At 67.5% G+C, this 21571-nt stretch carries 14 protein-coding genes; 2 read left to right on the top strand and 12 right to left on the bottom strand.

What is annotated here, in order from left to right; translation table 11 throughout:
* Positions 1-96: 96 nt before the first annotated feature.
* The 8 genes from addB to ABIC35_RS17375 all read right to left on the bottom strand — a co-directional run bounded on the left by addB (position 97) and on the right by ABIC35_RS17375 (position 13129).
* A complete protein-coding gene (addB, locus tag ABIC35_RS17410) occupies positions 97-3036 on the bottom strand; it encodes a double-strand break repair protein AddB (protein WP_121076642.1) in 2940 nt (979 codons plus the stop codon).
* Positions 3037-3116: 80 nt separating this feature from the next.
* Positions 3117-3869 carry a nucleotidyltransferase family protein gene (locus ABIC35_RS17405; RefSeq protein WP_121076640.1) on the bottom strand — a complete coding sequence of 251 codons (753 nt, stop codon included), beginning with the start codon at positions 3867-3869 and terminating at the stop codon, positions 3117-3119.
* Positions 3866-4837 (bottom strand): aminoglycoside phosphotransferase family protein, encoded by a 972-nt coding sequence (locus ABIC35_RS17400; protein WP_183049487.1) that lies wholly within the window; start codon positions 4835-4837, stop codon positions 3866-3868. Before ABIC35_RS17400 ends, ABIC35_RS17405 begins: the two co-directional genes overlap by 4 nt.
* The gene (tsaE, locus tag ABIC35_RS17395) at positions 4834-5292 is read right to left on the bottom strand and encodes a tRNA (adenosine(37)-N6)-threonylcarbamoyltransferase complex ATPase subunit type 1 TsaE (RefSeq protein ID WP_121076636.1); all 459 of its coding nucleotides are present in this window, start codon (positions 5290-5292) and stop codon (positions 4834-4836) included. Before tsaE ends, ABIC35_RS17400 begins: the two co-directional genes overlap by 4 nt.
* Positions 5289-7628: a sensor histidine kinase gene (locus tag ABIC35_RS17390; protein WP_121076634.1), complete on the bottom strand. Its 2340-nt coding sequence runs from the start codon at positions 7626-7628 to the stop codon at positions 5289-5291. Before ABIC35_RS17390 ends, tsaE begins: the two co-directional genes overlap by 4 nt.
* Before the next feature lie 109 nt (positions 7629-7737).
* A complete protein-coding gene (locus tag ABIC35_RS17385) occupies positions 7738-10770 on the bottom strand; it encodes a TonB-dependent receptor plug domain-containing protein (protein WP_121076632.1) in 3033 nt (1010 codons plus the stop codon).
* Between the two features lie 260 nt (positions 10771-11030).
* Positions 11031-12449, bottom strand: coding sequence for an adenosylhomocysteinase (gene ahcY, locus ABIC35_RS17380; protein ID WP_121076630.1), 1419 nt, complete (start codon positions 12447-12449; stop codon positions 11031-11033).
* A gap of 119 nt (positions 12450-12568) precedes the next feature.
* Positions 12569-13129 (bottom strand): YqgE/AlgH family protein, encoded by a 561-nt coding sequence (locus ABIC35_RS17375; protein ID WP_121079329.1) that lies wholly within the window; start codon positions 13127-13129, stop codon positions 12569-12571.
* Positions 13130-13243: 114 nt separating this feature from the next.
* On the opposite strand from ABIC35_RS17375, the gene ABIC35_RS17370 reads away from it, so the two are divergent.
* Positions 13244-13726: a peroxiredoxin gene (locus ABIC35_RS17370; RefSeq protein ID WP_121076628.1), complete on the top strand. Its 483-nt coding sequence runs from the start codon at positions 13244-13246 to the stop codon at positions 13724-13726.
* Positions 13727-13822: 96 nt separating this feature from the next.
* Complete coding sequence (dcd, locus tag ABIC35_RS17365; RefSeq protein WP_010543264.1) at positions 13823-14377, top strand: dCTP deaminase; 555 nt, start codon at positions 13823-13825, stop codon at positions 14375-14377.
* 159 nt (positions 14378-14536) lie between these two features.
* Here the strand turns inward: dcd and ABIC35_RS17360 are convergent, their stop codons facing one another.
* The 4 genes from ABIC35_RS17360 to ABIC35_RS17345 form a co-directional block, all read right to left on the bottom strand.
* Positions 14537-15562, bottom strand: coding sequence for an aspartate-semialdehyde dehydrogenase (locus ABIC35_RS17360; RefSeq protein ID WP_121076627.1), 1026 nt, complete (start codon positions 15560-15562; stop codon positions 14537-14539).
* 224 nt (positions 15563-15786) lie between these two features.
* Positions 15787-17136, bottom strand: coding sequence for a DUF418 domain-containing protein (locus tag ABIC35_RS17355; RefSeq protein ID WP_121076625.1), 1350 nt, complete (start codon positions 17134-17136; stop codon positions 15787-15789).
* Between the two features lie 74 nt (positions 17137-17210).
* The gene (locus ABIC35_RS17350) at positions 17211-19070 is read right to left on the bottom strand and encodes a methyl-accepting chemotaxis protein (protein WP_354278533.1); all 1860 of its coding nucleotides are present in this window, start codon (positions 19068-19070) and stop codon (positions 17211-17213) included.
* 129 nt (positions 19071-19199) lie between these two features.
* Complete coding sequence (locus ABIC35_RS17345) at positions 19200-21437, bottom strand: DPP IV N-terminal domain-containing protein (protein ID WP_121076621.1); 2238 nt, start codon at positions 21435-21437, stop codon at positions 19200-19202.
* Between the last annotated feature and the right edge of the window lie 134 nt (positions 21438-21571).

Genomic DNA, 21571 nt, shown 5'->3' with positions numbered 1-21571 from the left:
ATCCTTCCTGGCCGTGCCCCTGCGAAAGCAGGGGCCCAGGAGTCGCGAGGGAATCCCCTGTGGCCCTGGGCTCCTGCGTTCGCAGGAGCACGAAACTTACTCACGCCCATACCATTCATCCCGGCGCATAAGCTGGTCATATTCCGCATAGGGGGCATATTCCGGCACCAGCTTGGCGGTGAACGGGCGCTCGCCGGTCAGCCACTCACCCGCCGCCGCGGCGAAATGCTCGGCGGCGATACTGACGAAATCCTCCGCCGGCACCGGCTCGCGCTTCTTCGGATCGACCGGCGAGTCGACATAGCCGAAGCCGCCGCTCCTCGGATTGCGCGCCAGCGACCAATATTCGAACGCCCGCGCGGCGCCCTCGATACCCTCGAACCCGCCCCGCTCGGCGATCAGCCCCAGCAGCCCGAGCTGCAGGCTGAATCCGGCCTTCACGGCCCGCGTGCTCGGCGGCTGGCCGGTCTTGTAGTCGACGATCGCCAGCGCGCCGCCCTCCAGCCGGTCGACCCGGTCGAACTTGCCGCGCAGCGTCACGCCCGCAAAGTCGATCGACCCGTCCCGCTCCACCGCCAGCACCGTGCGGCCCTTCAGCCCCTGCTCGACCAGCTCGCCGGCGATCCAGTCGATCGCCTCGATCAGACGCGGCTGCCACAGCGCGCGGATCAGCGGGTGCGTACGCGTGTCCGCCAGCATCGCCTCGGCGCGGGCGCGGAGCAGGTCCGGTCGGCAGTCATCCTCCTCGAACCAGCGCTGCAGCACGTCGTGCACCGCCGTCCCCCGCCACGCGGCGCTCGGATCGGCATCGACCGGATCGAGCGGCATCAGCCGCAGCATCCGCCGGGCGTAGAAGGCATAGGGATCGGCCTTGAGGCGATCGACTTCGGTGACCGAGATGACCTTGGGCCGGCCCTTGGCTGGGGGCGACGGCTCGGGCCGCGCGACCGGAGCGAAGGCGCCCGGCGCGTCGATCGCCGCCATCCACGCCGCGAGGTCGGTTGCCCGCTCCAGGCCACCGGACAGCGCCTCCAGCCGCAGCCAGAAGCGCGAGGCGATGGTCGGCGCGCTCGCGTCGCGGCGGGCGCGGGTGAGCAGGACTTGCCGTGCGCCCAGCCCGATCGCGAGATCGTGCGCGGATACGCCGATCCGCCGCTCCAGTCCCGGCAGCCCCAGCTCGGCGCGGATGCGCGGCGCGAGCCAGGGGTCGGGCGCGGGCAGTCCCGGCCAGACGCCTTCGTTGAGCCCGCCGAGGATCATCAGGTCGGCACTGTGCAGCCGCGCCTCGATCAGGCCGAGAATGGCGAGCCGCGGATGCCCGCCCTGCGGCGGCCGCACCGCGACTTCGTCCATCAGCGTGCGGAGCATCGGGGCGAGGCTGTCGGGCTCGGCAAGCGCCGGGCCATGCGCCGCCTCGCGTTCCAGATCGTCGAGCAGCAGCGCGGCGGCGCGGCCGTCCTCGCGGCTCCACAGCATGTCACCGCCCAGTGCCTGCGCTGCCTCGCGTAGGGCGGCGACCAGCCCAGCAAGCGGCTGCGCGCCTGCCGCGAAGACCGCCTCCAGCGGCGCGAGCAACGGCCGCGACGTGTCCCACCAAGCTGCAGCGGTGCGGCGCAGCGCCCCTTCCCGTCCGCCCTGCTCGGCCAGATGCGCGTCGATACCGGTCAGCCCCGGCGCCGGGCGCGGCCCGCGCAGCGCGAGGTCGAGCGCGCGAGCGCCGTCCAGCCAGGCCGCACGATCGTTCGGCCGGACCAGCGGATGCTTGAGCAAGGTCAGCAGCGGCATCGGCGCGAACGCCTGCGCCGCCGCATCGGCAAGGGCCAGCAGCAGCGTGCCCGGCGGGGTGAGTGACAGCGGCTGGCCGGCGGAATCGTCGACCGCTATGCCCCATCGCGCGCAATGCGCCGCCACCCGGCGGGCCAAGGCGCGATCGGGGGTGACCAGCGCGGCGGTACGCGCGGGCGTCTCCAGCGCCTCGCGCAGCGCGAGTGCGATCGCCTGCGCCTCCTCGGCGGGGGTCGCCAGTTCGAGCGCGCGGACGCCATCCAGCCGCCGCTCGCCGGCAGGCAAGTCGGTCCAGCGATGGGTGAGCTCGGGCGGCTGCATCGCCGAGGCGATCGCCTTGCTGCGCGCGGGCGGCGCGTCGAGCTCGCTGGCGACGCGCCATTGCTGGAACTCGCCGCGCGCCACGCCCATCCGGTCGAGCAGCAGCTTGAGGTGGAATTGCGGGTGCGTCTCCAGCGCGCGCCGCCGCCGACCCGTTGTGGGATCCGGCTTGTGCGGCCCGAGCGACTCCCATTCGTCGTCGCCCATGCCGGTGGCGAGCGCGGGCAGCACCACCATCCCCTCGGGCAGCCCCGCCACGACCCGCAGCAGCCGCGCGATCGCGGGCGCCGCCGTGGTGATGCCCGCAGCGCAGACGAAGCCGGCGGGCGCCGCCGCCTTCCACCGTGCGGAAACACGATCGAGCAGGCGCCGCCGCCGTTCGGGCAGGTCGACGCGCCCCAGCGCGGCCAGTTCCTCGGGCCAGCGGGTCAGCACGATCTCGAACAGCGCGAGCGAGCGCTCCCAATGCGCCGACAGCTCGGGCCCCAGCTCCAGATCGCGCAGCTTACGGGGCGAAACTTCCTCGACCAGCAGCTGGTCGAGCGTCGTGCCCAGATCACCCGCCAGCCGCACCGCCTCCGCCGCGTCCAGCCGCGCATCGTGCCCCTGGAGCAGCCGCGCGAGGATCATCCGCCGCTGGAGCGGATCGACCGCGGGCGGTACCGGCTCGGGATCGTCGACCGTCTCGAACACCGCTTCGTCGAGCTCGGGATCGCCGATCGCGACCAATCGGGGCAGCAGCAGCCCACCGCCGCTCTCGCGCACGAAGGCGTCCTGCATCGCCCGCTTGGCGCGATTGTTCGGTAGCAGCACCACACCGCGGGCCAGCCGCAGCGGGTCCGCGCCGAAGCGGCGGATCAGCCCGATCGCCAGCGCGTCGGCAAAGGCCCGGTGTGGCGGAATCGTGTAAAGGTGCAGCGCGTGCGACATGCGGCTCGGCAAAAGGGGAACGGAGCGCGAACCTTAGCGCCGTGGGCCTTCAACGCAACCGCTGTCCGCGGCCTGGACGATCAAAGCTCTGCGAGCGCCATCTCGGTCGCGCGGATCGCCTTGGGGGAGCCGACGTCGAACCACAGGCCCTGGTGCACCGCGCCCCACAAGCGCCCGGCCTCCATCGCGCGGTTCCAGAACAAGTTGGTCGAGAACGGCCCCTCGGGCCAGTCGCGGATCACCCGCGGCGACAGGATCTGGATGCCGGTGAACACGAAGGGCGCCAGCCGGCCGGGCTTGCGCCGCTCGGTGATCCGCCCGAATGCGTCGAGCCGGAAGTCCCCCTGCCCGCGATGACAGGTCGCCCGCGCCAGCGGTACCAGCAGCAGCAGCGCGTCCATCTTCGCGTCGTCCCACTGCGATGCGAGCAGGCGGATCGCGTCGCTGGGGCCGTCGACCCACAGATTATCGCTGTTGACGCAGAGGAAGGGCTGGTCACCCAGCAGGTCGCGCGCCTGGACGAGGCCGCCGCCGGTCTCCAGCAACTGCTTGCGCTCGTCCGAGATCAGAAGCTCGATGCCCTTCACCCGCGCGCGTAGATGCGCCTCGAGCTGGTCGGCAAGGTAATGGACGTTGACCACCGCCCGCTCGACCCCAGCGACGGACAGGCGATCGAAGACGTGGTCGATCAGCGGCTTGCCGGCCACCTCGATCAGCGGCTTGGGCCGGCTGACCGTGAGCGGGCGCATCCGCTTGCCGAGGCCGGCAGCCATCACCATCGCGGTCTTCGGCGCCGGCGCGAGCGGCTGCGGGCGGAGCGAGTAGATCGTCATGCCGCCACCTGCATCGGATCGCCGCGCTTCTCGGTCGGTACGTTGGCCGCGAACCAGTCCGCCACCGGCTTGAGCGCCGGATGGGCAAGGTCGCGCTCGAGATAGGCCCAGACGCGCGGGCAGAGCGACGGGTAGCGAGGCTTCCCGTCCCGCTTCCACAGCCGGGTGAAGATGCCGAGGATCTTGGCGTTCCGCTGGGCGCCGAGCACGTGATAGGCGACGTCGAACGCCTCGCCGGCGCCGGCCGCGTCGCGGTAACGGGCCAGCATCGCCGCCTCGGTCGCTTGCGGCACGTCGCGGCGCGCATCCTGCAGCAGCGAGACGAGGTCATAGGCGGGGTGCCCGGCGAGCGCATCCTGGAAGTCGAGCAGTCCCAAGCCTTCGCCACCTTCGATCAGCATCAGATTCTCGGCATGGTAGTCGCGCAGCACCGTGACGGGGCGGTGACCACCCAGCAGCGGCGCCAGCACCGCATCCCAGGCGTCACGATAGCCGGCAGCATCCACCTCGAGCCCGACGGCGGGGCAATACCATTCGACGAACAGCCCCGCCTCGCGCTGGTAGACAGCGAGATCATAGGGCACCTCGACCCCGGCCGGCGCATCGTGGAGCCGTACCAGCAGGTCCACCGCAGCGCCGTACAGGCCCAGCTCGCGCGCGGGCTCGGCATCGACGGTCTCGCGCAGCCGGACGTCGCCGAAATCCTCGAGCAGCACCAGGCCTTGCGCCAGATCCTCGTGCAGGATCGCGGGGGCGGCAAAGCCATGGTCGGTCAGCCAGCGCGCCACCGCCAGGAACGGGCGCGGGTCCTCGTGCGGGGGCGGGGCGTCCATCAGGATCGCGCTGCGGTCGCCGTCGACCACGCGGAAATAACGGCGGAACGAGGCATCGCCGGCAACGGGAAGGATGTCGGCTCCTGCCCAGCCGGCGGAAGCGAGAAAAGCGGGCGCGCCAAGCGGCGGAGTCATGTCAACGGCCATCGGCCTTCCCATGCCGCCGGCACGCGCGCTGTCAAGGCACGGGTGCCGTCCGCGGCGACCGCCAGCGTCAGCCACAAGGCGTCGTGCCATGCCGAGGCAGGCAGCCGCTCGGGCCATTCGACGAGCAGCAGCGAATCCTCGCGCGCGTCGTCGAGCCCGAGTTCCTCGGCCTCGTCCGGATCCTCGATGCGATACAGGTCGACGTGCAGTACCGGCAGCCGCACCTCGGGCACGTCATAGGGCTGGACGATCGCAAAGCTCGGCGACGGCGCTTCGCCCTCCAGTCCCAGTGCCGCGAGCAGCCCGCGGGCGATGCTGGTCTTGCCCGCGCCCAGGGGGCCGGACAGCGCGATGACGTCGCCGGGGCCTGCGACGGCAGCCAGCTTGGCACCGAGCGCCCGCGCTTCGTCAAGGGAGGCGAGCAGGATCGAGTCTTCGGTCATCCGCGCGGCAACTCCACCGTGACCAGCGTCCCCTGCCCCGGCTCGGAGATCAGCTCGATCCGCCCGCCATGCGCCTCGACGAACTGCTTGGCGAGCGGCAGACCCAGCCCCAGCGCGCGATCGCCGCCGCGCGAGGTGCCGACCTGCGCGAACCGGTCGAACGCCCGCGCGACTGCCTCCGGGGGCATGCCCGGGCCGTCATCGCTGACGATCACCCGAGCCACCCGCGCGTTGCCGTCGAGATGCAGCAGCACGCGGCCGCCCTCGGGCGTGTGCGACACCGCGTGGCGCAGCAGATGCTCGACGGTCTGGCGGATGCGGCGGGCATCGCCCTGCACCACGCCTGCGGTGCCGGCATCCTCGATCACCAGATCGATCGCCTTGCCCTTGGCGAGCGGCGCGATCACATCGGCCGCGCTGGTGGCGGCGAGCTCGACATCCACCGTCTCGCGCTCGATCGGCTGGCCTTCGCTTTGCGTCAGGTCGAGCACGTCGTCGATCAACCCGCCCAGCCGGTCGACCGACATCAGGATGGCTTCGACATATTCCTTGCCGTCCGCGCTCAGCTTGCCGGCGAACCCGCCCTGGAGCATCTCGCCAAAGCCCTTGATCGAGGTGAGCGGCGTGCGCAGCTCATAGCTCATATTGGCCACGAAGGCGGTGCGGACGCGGTCGGCCGCCTCCAGCGCTTCGTTGCGGTCGCGCAGCGCCCGTTCCACCCGCTGGCGATCGGTGGTGTCGAGCATGGTCACCAGCGCGTTGCCGTCGGGCAGCGGCACCGCGGCGATGTCGAAATGGCGGCCATTGGCAAAGGTGATGCTGGAGCCGCGCTGCTGGCGATCTTTCGCCGCGAGCCGGATCAGGTCGCCGATGATCTCGGCGCGGGCGGCGTTGACCAGCTTGCCGCCGGCCGCCTTGACGATCGTGGCGATCTGCGGGTGGCCGTCGAGGAACCCGTCCTCGAAGCCCCAGACCTGGCGGAACTTGCGGTTCCACAGCTGCAGTCGCCCCTTGCCGAACACCGCTACCGCTTCGGCCAGGCTGTCCAGCGTGGCGGTGCGGACCTGCTGCATCTCGCCATGCTCGCGCTGCAGTTCGAGCTGCTGGGTCTGGTCCTCGAAGATCAGCAGCAGCCCGCCTTCGGGCAGCGGCTGGGCGACGACGCGGAGGTGGGTGGTGCCGATGCTCCAGCTTTCCTCCACCGCCTCGGGCGCGGTGAACCACTCGCGGCGCTCGGCCTTCCAGTGCGGAAAGTCGCGCACGTCGGGCAGCTTGCGCGCCTCACGCATGCGTTCCAGCACGCGGTCGAACTCGGGGCGGTCGGCCAGCCACTCGTTCTTCATCGCGAACAGGCGGCGGAAGGGCTGGTTGCAAAACACCAGGCTGCGGTCCGAGCCGAACTGCGCGACGCCGGCGGACATCCGGTCGAGCATCGCGCGCTGCGCCTCGGCGAAGCGCTTCAGGCCGCCGCGAGCGCGCTCCAGCTCCTCGATGTCGACCGCGAAGCCGGCGATACCGCCGGTCGGCAGCGGCACGTCATGGAGGCGCAGCATCCGCCGCGCGCCGGCGATCGTCGCGGGCATCGCGGCCGATTGTGGCTCCTGCGTGTCGCGCGCGATCGCGGCGTTGGCAAGCGGACCGCCCAGCCCGGCGCCGTCGACCAGTTCCACCCCGCGTGAAACCACATCCTCGGCGTCGCGCCCCTCGACGGCGCGAACATAGGCGGTGTTGACCATCAGCAGCCGTAGGTCAGGGCCGCGATACCACATCGGCATCGGCGCGGCTTCGATCAGCGCGGTCAGCGCGTCGAAGGCGGCGCGCAGCCGATCGGCCTCGCGCTCCAGCGATCCCACTTCCGCCTGGCTGTCGGTCGCGTCGAGTACCCAGAGCAGCACGCTGCCCGGCGTCTCCACCGCCTCGGAGGCGCGCTCGCCCAGCACCAGCAGCATCCGCTCGGAGCCGCGCACCGGCAGGGAGAGCCGAAAGGACTGGCCGGCGCGCTGGGCCGCCGCGACCTGCTCGCCGAGCAAGATGACATCCTCGGGATCGAGCCCCGAATCCTTCTGCGACAGCCGGGCGAGCGATTCGACCGGTCCCTCCAGCCCGAGCCAGGCGGCAAGACGCGGCGACATTTCGATGCGGCCATCGGCGCGAACCAGCATGGGCAGCGCCGGCGAGGTGCGGGAGAAGCGCAGCAGCCGGCGGTTCTGCTCATAGGCGGTGCGTGCAGCGGCGCGCGCGGCGAGCCCGGCATAGAGCGCCCACACCGCCGCGATCAGCACGAATGCCAGCACCGCGCCGACAATGGCTGCGCCACTCTGCGAAACTACGATCATCGGGGAAGACGTCGGCAAGCCATCGTCCCATCCTTAGGCGATGCCGTGCCCATACGAAAAGGGGCCCGGCGACGCCGAGCCCCTTGTGCACCTGTTTTCTGCGCGCCGCTCAGAACTTCACGCTCGCGGCGATCCGGGCATAACGGCCCAGAATGCCCGAGAAATAGGTGCTGGTAGCATTGGCGCTGCCGGCGGGCGCCGGGTACGGCGGCTTTACGTCGAACACATTGTCGACGATCAGCTTCATGCCGAACTGCTGGTTCACGCGCACGCCCAGCGTCGCGTTGAACACCCACCAGTCGCTGACGCCCATGATGTTGCGGGCGTTCGCGGCCTCGTCGACGTCATAGGCACCCTTGCCGATATACTGGGCCTGGATCAGGCCGTTAAACCGGTCGCTCTCATAGGTGAGGTTGGCGGTACCCGAATGGTGCGGATAGCCGATCTCGCCCGCGAGATGGTTGATGTCGCCGATGCCGACGCGCTGCTGCAGCTTGTCGCGGTAGAAATAGTTCACCGATAGGCCGGCGACGCCGTTGCTCGACATGCCGAGCCGCGAGAGCGGCAGACGGTAGGCGGCGGTGACCGTCAGGCCCGTCGTCTCGTAGGACGAGGCGTTGTAATAGCCCTCCTGGATGCCGGTGATCTGGCCGTTGGCGTCGCGCGTGACGAGGCCGCAGAAGCTGTTCGGATAGGCGGACGAATCGTAGCAGGCGTTGAGGATGTCATCGCCGCCCAGCGAGACGATCGCGTCCTTCAGCTTGATGTTGATCCAGTCGACCGCCACCGTCAGGCTCTTGGCGAAGCGCGGCTGCACGATCGCGCCGACCGTCCAGCTGTTCGCCACTTCGTTGCGCAGCCCGGGATTGCCCGAGACCGTCACCGGAATGGTGAAGTTGCTGTAGTTGGACACGAAGCTGGTCGGGTCGATGCCCGCGGCACGGCAGTTCGCCTGGCGCACCGACGGGTTCGGGCCGCTGGTCGAATAATTGGCGTCGCACGGGTCGCGGCCATTGTCGAACGCGCGCGAGGTCGGGTTGAACGCCTCGGTGATCGCGGGCGAACGGATCGAGCGCGTATAGTTGCCGCGGAAGGTCAGGTCCGAGATGAAGCCGAGGCGTCCACCCGCGGTCCACGCCCAGTCGCCGCCCGACAACGAGTTGTCGACATAGCGCGCCGCACCGTCGAATTCGACGGTCTTCAGCCAGCTCATGCCGTTCTGCGCGGTGACGAACGGAATGACGAGCTCGCCGAACGCTTCGTTGGTGTGGAAGCGGCCGCTGATCGGGTCGATCGGGATGCTGCGGCCATATTGGGTGCGGGTGCCGTCGCCGTTGTCCTCGCCGTAATAGAAGCTCCCCGGATCGAACGAGGTCTTCTCGCGGCGATGCTCATAGCCCGCCGAGATGCTGACGTCGTTGCCGAACAGCTTGGCCACGGCGCCGGTCACATTGGCGTTGAACACCAACTGCTCGTTGGTCGAGACCGGACGCGCGATCGCGAAGATATAGTCCCGCGCGGCCTGGCTCGCCTGGCCGGAGCCCAGGATGTTCAGCGGCGCGCAGGTCTTGCTGATCGTGTCGGCGGTCGAGTTGGTCACGCCGGGGCGGCAGGTGATGTTGCCGCTGGCATCAGCGACGGCGTCGATCGCGTTGAAGAAGTTCTGGTTGTCGAGCTCGTAGTTGCGGCCGCGGGTCTGCGAGCGGCCATAGTTTACCGAGGCTTCCCAAGTGAAGTTGCGATCGCCAACGCCGAAATCGCCCGCTAGTCCGCCGACGAAGCGATAGGTTTCGATCCGCGCTTCGGCACGGCCGGTGGTGAGATCGTTCAGCGCACGGCCGACATAGAATTCGTTCTGGCCGGCCGGCAGCTGGGAGGCGATCGTCGCGCGATCCGCGGCGTTCAGATAGGGATTGTTGAGCGACACGATCAGGTTGCCGTCGGGGGTGCCGGCGGCGTCGAACAGCGCTGTGTTGTAGTTGGGCTGATCGATCAGGTTCACGCCCTTCGTGTGCGTGTACCAGCCCTCGCCGAAGAAGCGGACGTGATCGGTGAAGGCATAGTTGAGCTGGGCGCTGGCGATGTAGCGTTCGGAGCTGGTCAGCAGGTTGCTCTGCGCCGGCAGGTCGAAGCCGTTGCCGCCGCTGCTGATATAGCCCTGGCGCAGCACGGTGCCGAGGTCGAGCGGCACCAGCGTGCCGTTCGGGCCGAACTGCAGATACTGGCCGGCGGCGTTCTGGATGCCCGACTCGCGAACCAGGTAATTGTCGTCGACGAACGGCACGCCGCCCGAGGTGAACGCCGAATAGCGCTGCTGCGGGTAGAGCAGGCGCGCGAACGGCGACCCCGCCGATGTCGGTGGCGTGCCGAAGAAATTGCCGCTCGCGGTGACCGCGCGATCATTGGCGACGATGCCGGTGGTGTGGTTGTACTCACCCGACACGACGATGTTGCCGCGGCCCTCGGCGAAGTTCTTGCCGGCAAGGAAGTTAAGACGGGCTTCGGGCGCGTCGCCACGCTCGGAGACGCCATACTGGCCGCCGACCTCGAGCCCCTGATAATCCTTCTTCAGGATGATGTTGACGGTGCCGGCGATCGCATCCGAGCCATAGATTGGCGCGCCGCCGATCGCGACGGTCTCGATGCGCTGGACTAGCGTCGTCGGGATGTTGTTGAGGTCGACCTGGGTGCCCGGGTTGACCGGACCGAAGATGCTCGCGGTGTTCGAGGACACGAAGCGGCGGCCGTTCACCAGCACCAGCGTGCGCTGGGTGCCGAGGCCGAAGAAGTCGACAAAGGTCTGCGACGGGCCGAACGAGGACTGCGCGCCGACCGAGCTGTTGCCCGGCGGCCCGAAGGCGGGGATCTCGCGCAACGCCTGGCCGACATTGGTGTAGCCGCGCGATTCGATCTGCGCCGCGCCGACCACCTGGGTCGGCTGCACCGTATCGAATTCGGGGCGCGCGATGCGCGAGCCGGTCACGACGATTTCCGTCGGTTCCTGGGCAGGCGCCGCCCCATCCTGCGCGGTCGAGCTGCTAGTCTGTGCCAGCGCGGGTGTGGCGAGATGCGCGAACGCAAGGACGGCGGCCGAAGCCGTGAAACGCAGGCCGGGTACTCGGCCGGAAACATTGAGACGCATGTACGAACCCCTTTTTGCATGCTTTCAACGATGCTGCCGCCGGTCGAACCCATCGTTGCATCTGGGGTTTTGCCGAGGTTGCAGACACGTTTCCCAAAACGCGCAAAAGCGTGGGCAGGATGCGCACGGCGACACATTGGCCACTGTTTCTTCGCTACCGTTGCTCCTGTGCAACACGCACGTAACATGCATACGGGCGCAGCGAAAAGGCCGCCCCCTTCCGGGGACGGCCTTCCTGAACGCCGATCTGTCCAGATGGATCAGTAGCGGTAGTGGTCCGGCTTGAACGGACCTTCGACCGGCACGCCGATATAGGCGGCCTGCTTCTCGCTCAGCTGCGACAGGTGCACGCCCAGCTTCTCGAGGTGGAGCGCGGCGACCTTCTCGTCGAGGTGCTTCGGGAGGACGTAGACTTCGTTCTTGTAGTTCTCGCCCTTGGTCCAGAGCTCGATCTGCGCCAGCGTCTGGTTGGTGAAGCTGGCCGACATCACGAAGCTCGGGTGGCCGGTGGCGCAGCCCAGGTTCACCAGGCGGCCCTTGGCGAGCACGATGATCTGCTTGCCGTCCGGGAACTCGACCAGGTCAGTGCCGGGCTTCACTTCGGTCCACTTATAGTTCGACAGCGCCGAGATCTGGATCTCGCTGTCGAAGTGGCCGATGTTGCAGACGATCGACATCGGCTTCATCGCCTTCATGTGATCGGCGGTGATCACGTCCGCGTTACCCGTGGCGGTCACGAAGATGTCGGCGCGCTTGACGGCCTCATCCATCGTGACGACCTCGAAGCCTTCCATCGCCGCCTGCAGCGCGCAGATCGGATCGATTTCGGTCACGAGCACGCGGGCGCCACCGTTGCGCAGCGACTGGGCCGAACCCTTGCCGACGTCACCGAAACCGGCAACCGCGGCGACCTTGCCGGCGAGCATCACGTCGGTGGCGCGACGGATCGCGTCGACCAGCGATTCCTTGCAGCCATAGAGGTTGTCGAACTTCGACTTGGTGACGCTGTCGTTGACGTTGATCGCCGGGAACGGCAGCTCGCCCTTCTTGGCGATCTCGTACAGGCGGTGCACGCCGGTGGTGGTCTCTTCCGAGACGCCCTTCAGGTTCTGCACGGTCTTGGTGAGGTAGCCCGGATACTTGGCGACGAACGCCTTCAGCGCGCGCTGGAACTCGACTTCCTCGTCATTCTCCGGCTCGCCCAGCGTCGCGCCGGCTTCGAGCTTGGCGCCCCACAGCGCGAACATGGTGGCGTCGCCGCCGTCGTCGAGGATGATGTTGGCGGTGGTGCCGTCACCGTCGGCGCCCCAGTTGAAGATGTCGCCGACATAATCCCAATAGTCGGCCAGGCTCTCGCCCTTCACCGCGAATACCGGCACGCCGGTCGCGGCGATCGCGGCGGCGGCGTGGTCCTGCGTCGAGAAGATGTTGCAGGTCGCCCAGCGGACCTGCGCGCCGAGCGCGGTCAGCGTCTCGATCAGCACGGCGGTCTGGATCGTCATGTGCAGCGAACCGGTGATGCGCGCGCCCTTGAGCGGCTGCGATGCGCCGAATTCCTTGCGGAGCGCCATCAGGCCGGGCATCTCGGTCTCGGCGATGTTGATTTCGGCGCGGCCGAAATCGGCGAGGGCGATGTCCTTGATGACATAGTCGTTCTTAGCCACGGGCTGCTTCTCCAGTTGCAGGCAAATGCTGGCGCACCGGGAATCCTCCCGGCCGCATGGGTGCGCCCCTAGCCGCTTCGGGTCAGGCGCGCAATGTTAATATAAAGATATCTTTATATGCCGTTCGGCCGAATTCAAGCGGTGCCCGTGCTATTTGCCAGCAGCCGCGGATCGATGCCCGCGCCGACGAACCCTTCCGCCCAGCGCTCGTACACATCGGTATCGTAGAGCAACGCCAGATCGGCGGGCGTGTTGAACCAGCCATGCCGGGTCAGCTCGGTTTCCAGCTGCCCCTCGCCCCAGCCGGCATAGCCGAGCGCGACCAGCCAGCGGCTCGGCCCCTTGCCCTCGGCGATGGCGCGCAGCACGTCGATCGTGCCGGACAGCTGCCAGCGCCCGGCGACGTCGATCGTGTCCTGCCCGCTCCAGTCGGCGGTATGGAGCACGAAGCCGCGGCGCGGCTCGACGGGCCCGCCGAAATGCACCGGCACGTCGGGCACCGTGCCCGGATCGATCTCGAACTGTTCGAGCAGGTCGTGCAGGCCCAGCCCATCGATCGTGGCGCCGATGCCGATGCCCAACGCGCCCTCGGTATCATGGGCGCACATCGCGATCACTGCGCGCTCGAAGCGCGGGTCGCCGATGCCGGGCATGGCCAGCAGGAACTGGCCGGTGAGGGAGGGCGTCGAATCCATGCGGTCCACCATATCGTTCGCCCTCCCTACGGGCCACGCTTGAATTTGTTGCGCGGGATGCGATGGAAGCGCGGCGGCCGCGCGGCCGCAGGATTCGTACAAGGAGAGAACAGCATGACGATCCAGACCGGCGATCGCATCCCCGACGCCACGCTCGTCAAGGTCACCGCCGAAGGACCGGACCAGGTTCAGGCCCCCGCCTATTTCGCCGGCCGCAAGGTCGCGCTGTTCTCGGTGCCCGGCGCCTTCACCCCCACCTGCTCGGCCAAGCACCTGCCGGGTTTCGTCGAGAAGGCAGACGCGATCAAGGCCAAGGGCGTGGACGAGATCGCCTGCACCGCGGTCAACGACTTCTTCGTGATGAAGGCCTGGGGCGAGGCCAATGGCGTTGCCGACAAGGTGACGATGCTCGCCGACGGCAACGGCGCCTTCGCCGAGGCGCTGGGCCTCACGCTGGACGGCACCGGCTTCGGCCTCGGCAAGCGCGGCCAGCGGTTCGCGATGATCGTCAATGACGGCGTCGTCGAGCAGCTGTTCGTCGAGGCGCCCGGCGCCTTCGAGGTCAGCTCGGCAGAATATGTGCTGAGCAAGCTCTGATCGGCCCCTCCTCCTCCCTGCGGCCGCGGGGAGGAGGATGCGATTGCGGGGCGGTCCGCTTGACGAGTGCCGCCCCGCCCCGCACTACCCGCGCCCATGTCCATTCTATCCGACCGCTGGATTCGCGAGCAGGCGCTCAACCACGGCATGATCGAGCCCTTCGTCGAGAGCCAGCGCCGCGAAGGCTGCATCAGCTACGGCCTCTCCTCCTACGGCTATGACGCCCGCGTCGCCGACGAGTTCAAGATCTTCACCAATGTCGACAGCGCGGTGGTCGACCCGAAGAATTTCGACGCGAACAGCTTCGTCGACCGCAAGACCGATGTCTGCGTGATCCCGCCCAACAGCTTTGCGCTGGCGCGGACGGTTGAGTATTTCCGCGTCCCGCGCGACACGCTGGTGATCTGCCTCGGCAAGTCGACCTATGCGCGCTGCGGGATCATCGTGAACGTCACGCCGCTGGAGCCCGAATGGGAGGGCCATGTGACGCTGGAGTTCTCCAACACCACCCCGCTCCCGGCCAAGATCTACGCCAATGAAGGCGCCTGCCAGTTCCTGTTCCTCAAGGGCGAGCAGCCCTGCGAGACGAGCTATGCAGACCGCGCGGGCAAGTACATGGGCCAGCGCGGGGTCACCCTGCCGCGGCTTTGAGAAAGTGTCTCCTCCCCCGCGAAGCGGGGGAGGGGGACCACTTGGCGCAGCCGAGTGGTGGAGGGGGAAACCCCGAGAATTCGCAGCAAGCCCCCTCCACCACCGCCTTCGGCGGCGGTCCCCCTCCCCCGGCTTCGCCGAGGGAGGAGACGCTGAGGGTCAAGCCTTCTGCAGGTGGCGCCGCCCCAGCAGTTCGGCGATCTGCACCGCGTTCAGCGCCGCGCCCTTGCGGAGATTGTCCGAGACGCACCACAGCGACAGGCCGTTCTCGACGGTCGAATCCTCGCGCACGCGGCTGACATAGGTCGCATATTCGCCGACGCTCTCGATCGGCGTGACATAGCCGCCATTCTCGCGCTTATCGACGAGCATGATGCCCGGTGCCTCGCGCAGGATGTTCTGCGCCTCTTCCGCCGAGATCTCGTCCTCGAACTCGATGTTGATCGCCTCGGAGTGGCCGACGAACACCGGCACGCGCACGCACGTGGCGGTCACCTTGATCTTGGGATCCAGGATCTTCTTGGTCTCCACGACCATCTTCCACTCTTCCTTGGTCGAGCCGTCGTCGAGGAAGCTGTCGATGTGCGGGATCACGTTGAAGGCGATCTGCTTGGTGAACTTGGCCGGCTCCACCTGGTCGCCGACGAAGATCGCGCGGCTCTGGTTGAACAGCTCGTCCATGCCCGCCTTGCCCGCGCCAGAGACCGACTGGTAGGTCGCGACCACCACGCGCTTGATCTTCGCGGCATCGTGCAGCGGCTTGAGCGCCACCACCATCTGCGCGGTCGAGCAGTTCGGGTTGGCGATGATGTTGCGCACCTTGTAGCCGTCGATCGCCTCGGGGTTCACCTCGGGCACGATCAGCGGCACGTCCGGGTCCATGCGGTAGAGCGAGGCATTGTCGATCACCGTGCAGCCGGCGGCAGCGAACTTCGGCGCGTACTTGGCGCTGCCTTCGGAGCCGATGGCGAACAGCGCCATGTCCCAGCCGGTGGGATCGAAATGCTCGATATTCTGGACCTTATACTGTTTCCCGGTCTCGCCATAGTCGACCATGTCGCCGGTCGAGCGCGACGACGCCAGCACGGCGAGCTCGTCGATCGGGAATTCCCGCTCGGCCAGGATGTTGAGCATTTCGCGACCGACATTGCCGGTGGCGCCTGCGACGACGACACGGTAACCCATTTGTACCTCTTTCTTGCCCGCGCCGACACCTGCGGCGTGGAGGCTCTTTAGTGGGGATGAAGGGTGGAATGCACCAGCATTCCGCTGCTTCGCTGTATAAAGCGCAGCTATCGCGCCCGGATTACGGGCGCGGTGTAATTCGCGTGGATTTGGCGCGTTTTCGAAGCATCGCGGGTTCCGCTAGCAGAAACATGCTTGCGTGGCGAGCCCGTATTTGCGCAATTTCATGCCGCGGCGAGCGAGCCCTCCGGCGCCGTCGCACGGGGACGCCGGAACGGCTGCCACTGCACATAGGCGAGCGAGCGCCACGCCCATTCCATCGGCCCCATCGCAAAGGCGCGCAGCCAGAGATTGGCGAGCACCACCTCAAACACCAGCACCGCCAGCGCCACGCCGTACAGCCCGCTCCAGCTGAGCTTGCCGAACAGCCCCGGTCCCCAGGGCGCGAACAGGATGTAGATGGCGATGAACTGCTGGAGGAAATAGAGCGAGAACGCCGTGCGCCCCGCCGCCTTGAACGGCGCGAGCAGCGCCTGCCCCACCCCGCTGCGCACCGCCAGGTTGACCAGCGCGACATGGCCGATCGAAACCAGTATCCGCGCCGGCTCCTCGGTGATCCAGGCGGTGTGGACGATCGGCACCGGCGACAGCATTTCCTGCGCCCCGATCGCGCGGGCGATCATGCCGGGCACGTAGCAGCACAGCATCAGGATCGCGTAGAAGCGCGTGCTGCGCCCACCCTGCACCACCTGCCATTTCCACAGCGCGATGCCGATCAGCATCATGCAGAAGGCTTCGGCGATGGACAGCCCCAGCTCGGGCAGCATGAACTCGAAATAGAAGCCGATGTTCATCGCGGCATAGGCGAGGAAGCCGCCGGCATGGCCCTTCTTCTCCATCTCGCGGATCTTCTTGCCCATCTCGCCACCGGTGGCGCGGCGGTCGAGCAGCTTCTGCCAGTCCTTCCGCTGGGCCTGTTCCTCCTTGGTCAGCGGCTGGTGCGCGGCGACCTTCTTCTCGATCACCGGCGCGGCGGCAACGAGCGCGGCGCGCTCCATGTAGATCGGCACGCCGGTGGCAACCATGCCCAGCGCGAACAGCGATCCCAGCGCCAGAAGCACGCGCGGGCCCAGCAGGCGGAACGGGAAGAGGAACAGCGCGGCGAGCGCATAGATGTGGAGGATGTCGCCGGTCCACAGGAAGACGAAGATGTCGAGCAGCCCGAACCCGAGCAGCCACAGGTTGCGGCGCCAATAGAGATCGGCCACCGCCACCGGCCCGTCCGGCCGCATCGCCTTTGCCGCAAGTACCATCAGGCCGCAGCCGAACAGGATCTCCAGCACGCCGCGCTGCGTGCCTTCCAGCGCCACCTCGACGAGGGTCCAGCTCCACTGATCGAGCGAGCTCCAGCCGATGATTTGCGGCCGCAGCAGCATCGTCACCGCCGTCTGACCTTCGAACGGTATGTTCATGAAAAAGATGCCGAGGATGGCGAGACCGCGCAAGATGTCGAGTATGTCGATCCGCGCCTTGCCCTGTACCGGCGCAAGTTGCGCCACCCCCTCCAACGCCATGGCCCGCCCCCGTCGTAAGACGAAGGCGAGCCTAGACTGTGGTCAATTGCGCGTCGAGTGCAAAGAATGGAGGCTTAGAAGCTCGCCCATTCTTCCACTTCGGCACCGGTCTGACGAACGGTGCTGACGCTGGTCGCGTGCGCCGCGTTGGAGGCGACCGGCAGCGCGTGGACCTTGGAGCGCACCGGCTTGCGGTGGCTGCGGTCGCCCGCGTTGAAGCGCGAGGCCTGCTCGGTCAGCGCGTTGACCTCGGAGCTGAGGTTGCGGGCGGCAGCCGAAGTCTGCTCCACCATCGCGGCATTCTGCTGGGTGGTCTGGTCGATGCTGTTCACCGCCGTCGCCACCTGAGTAACCGCGGTAGCCTGGACCTGGTTGTCCTTGGCCATGGTCTCGAGCAGCGAATGGACCTCGTTGACGTCGCCCACAATCGCGCCGAGCGCGCTGTCGACACGACGCACCATGTCGACCGCCGCGTTGATATCGGTCTGCGTCGCGGTCAGCTGGTCGCGGGCGCGGCCGGCTTCCTCTTCGGCGCGCATCGCCAGAGCGGAGACGAGGTCGGCGACGACCGCGAAGCCGCGGCCCGCTTCACCCGCACGACCGGCTTCCACCGCCGCGTTCATCGCGAGAACGCGGGTCTGGAAGGCGATCTTGTCGAGACCCTCGATGACGTTGTCGATGCCCTTGGCGCTTTCCGACACGCGGCTCATCGCCTGCATCGCCTCGTCCGCCACGGTGCGACCGGAGTCGACCACGCCAATGGCGCCGGTCGCCCGCTCGACGGTCTTGGTGGAGGCCGCGGCGGTCGCCTTGATCCGCTGGTCCATCTGGCTGACCGCGGCCGAAGTCTCCTCGAGGCTGGCGGCGGCGCCTTCGGTGCGGCGGGCGAGATCCTCGCTGGCCTGGGCGATTTCGGACGAGCCGGTGGAGATCGTCTCGGCGCTCTCGATCACGGCGGTGATCAGCTCGCGCAGTGACGACACGGCGGCGTTGAAGTTCTGCTTCAGCCCTTCATATTCAGGGTCGAAGCGCGTTTCGATCGAGGCGGTCAGGTCACCGCCGGCGAGCTTGCCCAGGCGATCCTCGAGCGTTTCGACGACCAGCGCCTGTGCGGCGTCGGAACGCTTCTTGGCTTCGGTCAGCTCTTCCTGGCGCAGCGCGGCTTCCTTGAAGACGAGCACCGACTTGGCCATCGCGCCGACTTCGTCGCCACGCTCGGTGCCGGGCACGTCGACATGGTTGTTACCGCTTGCCAGCGCCCGCATCGTGTCCTGCAAGCCGCCAAGAGGTCCTGCGACCTGCGAACGCGTAACGAAGATGGCAAGGCCCATGCTGCCGGCAACCGCTACCAGCGCAATGCCCAGCAGCGTGAACGCCGCGCTGGCGACGCTAACCGTAAGCGCCGCCGATTGCTTGTTGGCCTCGCCAACTCGACCATCGTTGAACGCCTTGATCTTGGTGGTGAAAGCCGCCGCGATCTCATCAGCCTTCGCCAGAAGCGCTTTCGCTTCGCCATCGTTGTTGGCGAGACCCTGCTCAAGCGCTGGCGCCACTGCATTCTGAAGCTCGTCGAGACCGGCACGAATGGGAGCCAGATTTGCGCTACCCTTCTCGCTCGCCTCCACCTCGTTCAGATAATCGACCGCCTGCTTGTATGCCGCACTCTCGTCTGCGGCAGACTTCTTCGCCTGCGCCGACGAGCCATCGTACACGAGCGTTTTGTACGCCGAATACATCATGGTCTGGCTCAGCCGATTGACACGAATGAGCTTGGCAGTGTTCGGGTGAATGACGTCGGTCAGCTGCGAATAGTTCGCATCGATATTTCGCATCACGCCGCCGCCATACCAGGCAACGCCTAAGGTCACGATGCCAAGCACACCCAGCATCATCATGATCTTGAACTGGATTTTGAGATTTGCCAGGAATTGCACGCTCAGTTCCTCCTAGGCGCAGCCCGGAGGCGCGCAGATCTCCCACCTGCGCATTATAGAATATGGGGCGTGCCGCATTGCTGCGGCACGCCCCCGGTCTTTTACGTATTCGGTTGTTTTCTCAGGCCTTTACTTGGTCAACGAACGATCAAGGAAGTTCAGGATAGTATTCCACAGGTGCTCGCTGATACCCGGCCCGCCGACTCGATGGGTCTGGCCAGGATAGAGCATCATCTCGAACGGCACCTTTTGCTGCTGGAGCGCGGCATACATTGCGGTGCCGTTCTCCAGTACGACATTGTCGTCCGACATGCCGTGGATCATCAGCAGCGGATCGGCGATCTTCGCCGCGTCACCCAGCGTACTTGAGGCCCTGTAGGCCTCCGGCACCTGGCGCGGATCGCCCATATAGCGCTCCGTATAATGGGTGTCGTACAACTCCCACTTGGTCACCGGCGCACCGGAGACACCCGCTGCGAAGGTGCCGGGTGCCGCCTCCAGCATCTTCAGCGTCATGTAGCCGCCATACGACCAGCCATAGGTGGCGATGCGCGTCGGATCGACGAAGGGCAGCGACTTCAGATAGGCCGCGCCGGCCAGCTGGTCCTGCACTTCCACGCTGCCCATCGCGTGCCACATCGCGCTTTCGAAGGCGACGCCGCGATTTGCCGAGCCGCGATTGTCGATCTGGAACCAGATATAGCCGCGCTGCACCAGATATTGCTCGAGCGCCCCGCCCCAGGCGCGGCTGACAGTCTGCACATGCGGGCCGCCATAATGCTGGAAGAACACCGGGTAACGCTTGCCCGGCTCCAGCTTCGGCGTGATCATCTCCCAGTGCAGCTCGGTGCCGTCCGGCCCCTTGATCGTGCCGAAGCTGCGCTCGCGATGCGCTGCGAGATAGGGATGATAGGGGTGGCCGGCATCGCTAACCGCATTTTCCTGCACCCAGGCGATCCGCTTACCGTCGGCATCGGCGAGATAGACCTGGCGCGGCTGGTTGGGGCTGGAGCGGCTGATGATCGCGCGGGTGCCGCTGGCATCCATGCTCGCAGCGTTCCACCAGCCGCGCTGGGTCAGCCGGGCAATCGCGGCGGGCTTGCGATAGTCGATCCAGTAGAGGTGCCGCTCGAGCGGATCGTCCTTGTTGCCCTGGAAATAGAGGCGGCCGTGCTTCTGGTCGACGCTGATACCGTCAGGCGCGACTTCCCAGGGGCCCTTGGTCAGCTGGGTGAATGTGCCCGCCTGCCAGCGATAGAGATGGCCGTGGCCGTCGCGCTCGGACCACCAGATCAGGCTGCCGTCGTCGAGCGGCTTGAGACCGTAGCTGAGGTTGATCCAGCTCTTCGGCGCCGCCTTCTCGCTGAACAGCACACGCGATGCGCCGGTAGCGGGATCGACCGCAAGCAGGTCGAGCTGGGTCTGCGCGCGGTTCTCACGCTGGACGTAGAGGGTCTTGCCGTCCGCCGCCCAGTCGACGCGGGCCAGATAGATATCCGGATCGGGACCGAGATCGACCTTTATCCGCTTCTGCCCGGTGGGATCGAGCACGTAGAGCTCGACCAGCGCGTTGGCGGTGCCGGCCTTGGGGTAGCGCTGCTGGACGATGCTCGTCCCCTCCGCCCCGATCGCGGCGCGGGTGACGATACCGACCGGCGCCTCGTCGAACCGCTCGACCGCGACATGGGCTTCGTCGGGCGACCACCAATAGCCGGCGGTGCGGGCCATTTCCTCCTGCGCAACGAACTCGGCCTCGCCCCAATGCACCGTGCCCGCGCCGTCGGGCGTGACCCGCGTCGCCTTGCCGCTGCTCAGGTCCATGACGATCAGGTTCTGATCCTGGAGGTAGCTGGCGAACTTGCCCGCGGGACTCAGCGCCGCGTTGAGCTTGGGGCCGGCCGCGGCCGGCAGCTTGTCGACCTCCCCGTTCAGCCGCGCACGGAACAGCTCGCCGTCCAGCGGCACCAGGATCGATTTGCCGTCGGGCGCCCAGTCATAGGAGACGATGCCCTTGGTGCCCCCGATGCGCGCGCGCTCGCGCTGCATCTTCTCCGCTTCAGAAAGCGCTGCACCGGAGCCGAGCTTCTTCGAGTCGACCAGCATGCGCCACTGGCCGTTGGCGGTATCCAGCGCCCACAGGTCGTAGCGCTCGCGATCGTCGTCGCGATTGCGCAGCAAGGTCAAGTACTTGCCGTCGGGGGACAGCTGCACCGCGCGCGGCGCCGGGCCGTCCAGCGCGGGGCTGGCGAAAATGCGTTGCAGCGTCAGCGACTGCCCCGTCTGCGCCTGTGCCTGCGCCGCGGCATCAGCCATGCTCACCCCCATCGCGATCGCCGCCCCCGTTACGCCCAGCATCCATTTGCGCATCCAAAACTCCGCCCTTCCGGCATCCGCTACCGGTCGCGGGTGGTTTATCGAGCGCGGACGAACCGTAAAGAGGCAGTTGCCGCTTCGGGACAACCGTTGTCGTCGGCGAGCCAACGATTGGGCACTTCCGCGAA

The organism is Sphingomonas trueperi, assembly GCF_040545965.1.
In the GTDB taxonomy this organism is placed as follows: Bacteria; Pseudomonadota; Alphaproteobacteria; order Sphingomonadales; family Sphingomonadaceae; genus Sphingomonas; species Sphingomonas trueperi_C.
Note: the sequence above shows the minus strand (reverse complement) of the source record. Positions and strands in the feature narration are given on the sequence as shown.

Bases quoted from the DNA above. Each gene is read 5' to 3' on its own strand.
- addB (WP_121076642.1), bottom strand. From the start codon at position 3,036: ATGTCGCACGCGCTGCACCTTTACACGATTCCGCCACACCGGGCCTTT.
- ABIC35_RS17405 (WP_121076640.1), bottom strand. From the start codon at position 3,869: ATGACGATCTACTCGCTCCGCCCGCAGCCGCTCGCGCCGGCGCCGAAG.
- ABIC35_RS17400 (WP_183049487.1), bottom strand. From the start codon at position 4,837: ATGACTCCGCCGCTTGGCGCGCCCGCTTTTCTCGCTTCCGCCGGCTGG.
- tsaE (WP_121076636.1), bottom strand. From the start codon at position 5,292: ATGACCGAAGACTCGATCCTGCTCGCCTCCCTTGACGAAGCGCGGGCG.
- ABIC35_RS17390 (WP_121076634.1), bottom strand. From the start codon at position 7,628: ATGATCGTAGTTTCGCAGAGTGGCGCAGCCATTGTCGGCGCGGTGCTG.
- ABIC35_RS17385 (WP_121076632.1), bottom strand. From the start codon at position 10,770: ATGCGTCTCAATGTTTCCGGCCGAGTACCCGGCCTGCGTTTCACGGCT.
- ABIC35_RS17375 (WP_121079329.1), bottom strand. From the start codon at position 13,129: ATGGATTCGACGCCCTCCCTCACCGGCCAGTTCCTGCTGGCCATGCCC.
- ABIC35_RS17370 (WP_121076628.1), top strand. From the start codon at position 13,244: ATGACGATCCAGACCGGCGATCGCATCCCCGACGCCACGCTCGTCAAG.
- dcd (WP_010543264.1), top strand. From the start codon at position 13,823: ATGTCCATTCTATCCGACCGCTGGATTCGCGAGCAGGCGCTCAACCAC.
- ABIC35_RS17360 (WP_121076627.1), bottom strand. From the start codon at position 15,562: ATGGGTTACCGTGTCGTCGTCGCAGGCGCCACCGGCAATGTCGGTCGC.
- ABIC35_RS17355 (WP_121076625.1), bottom strand. From the start codon at position 17,136: ATGGCGTTGGAGGGGGTGGCGCAACTTGCGCCGGTACAGGGCAAGGCG.
- ABIC35_RS17345 (WP_121076621.1), bottom strand. From the start codon at position 21,437: ATGCGCAAATGGATGCTGGGCGTAACGGGGGCGGCGATCGCGATGGGG.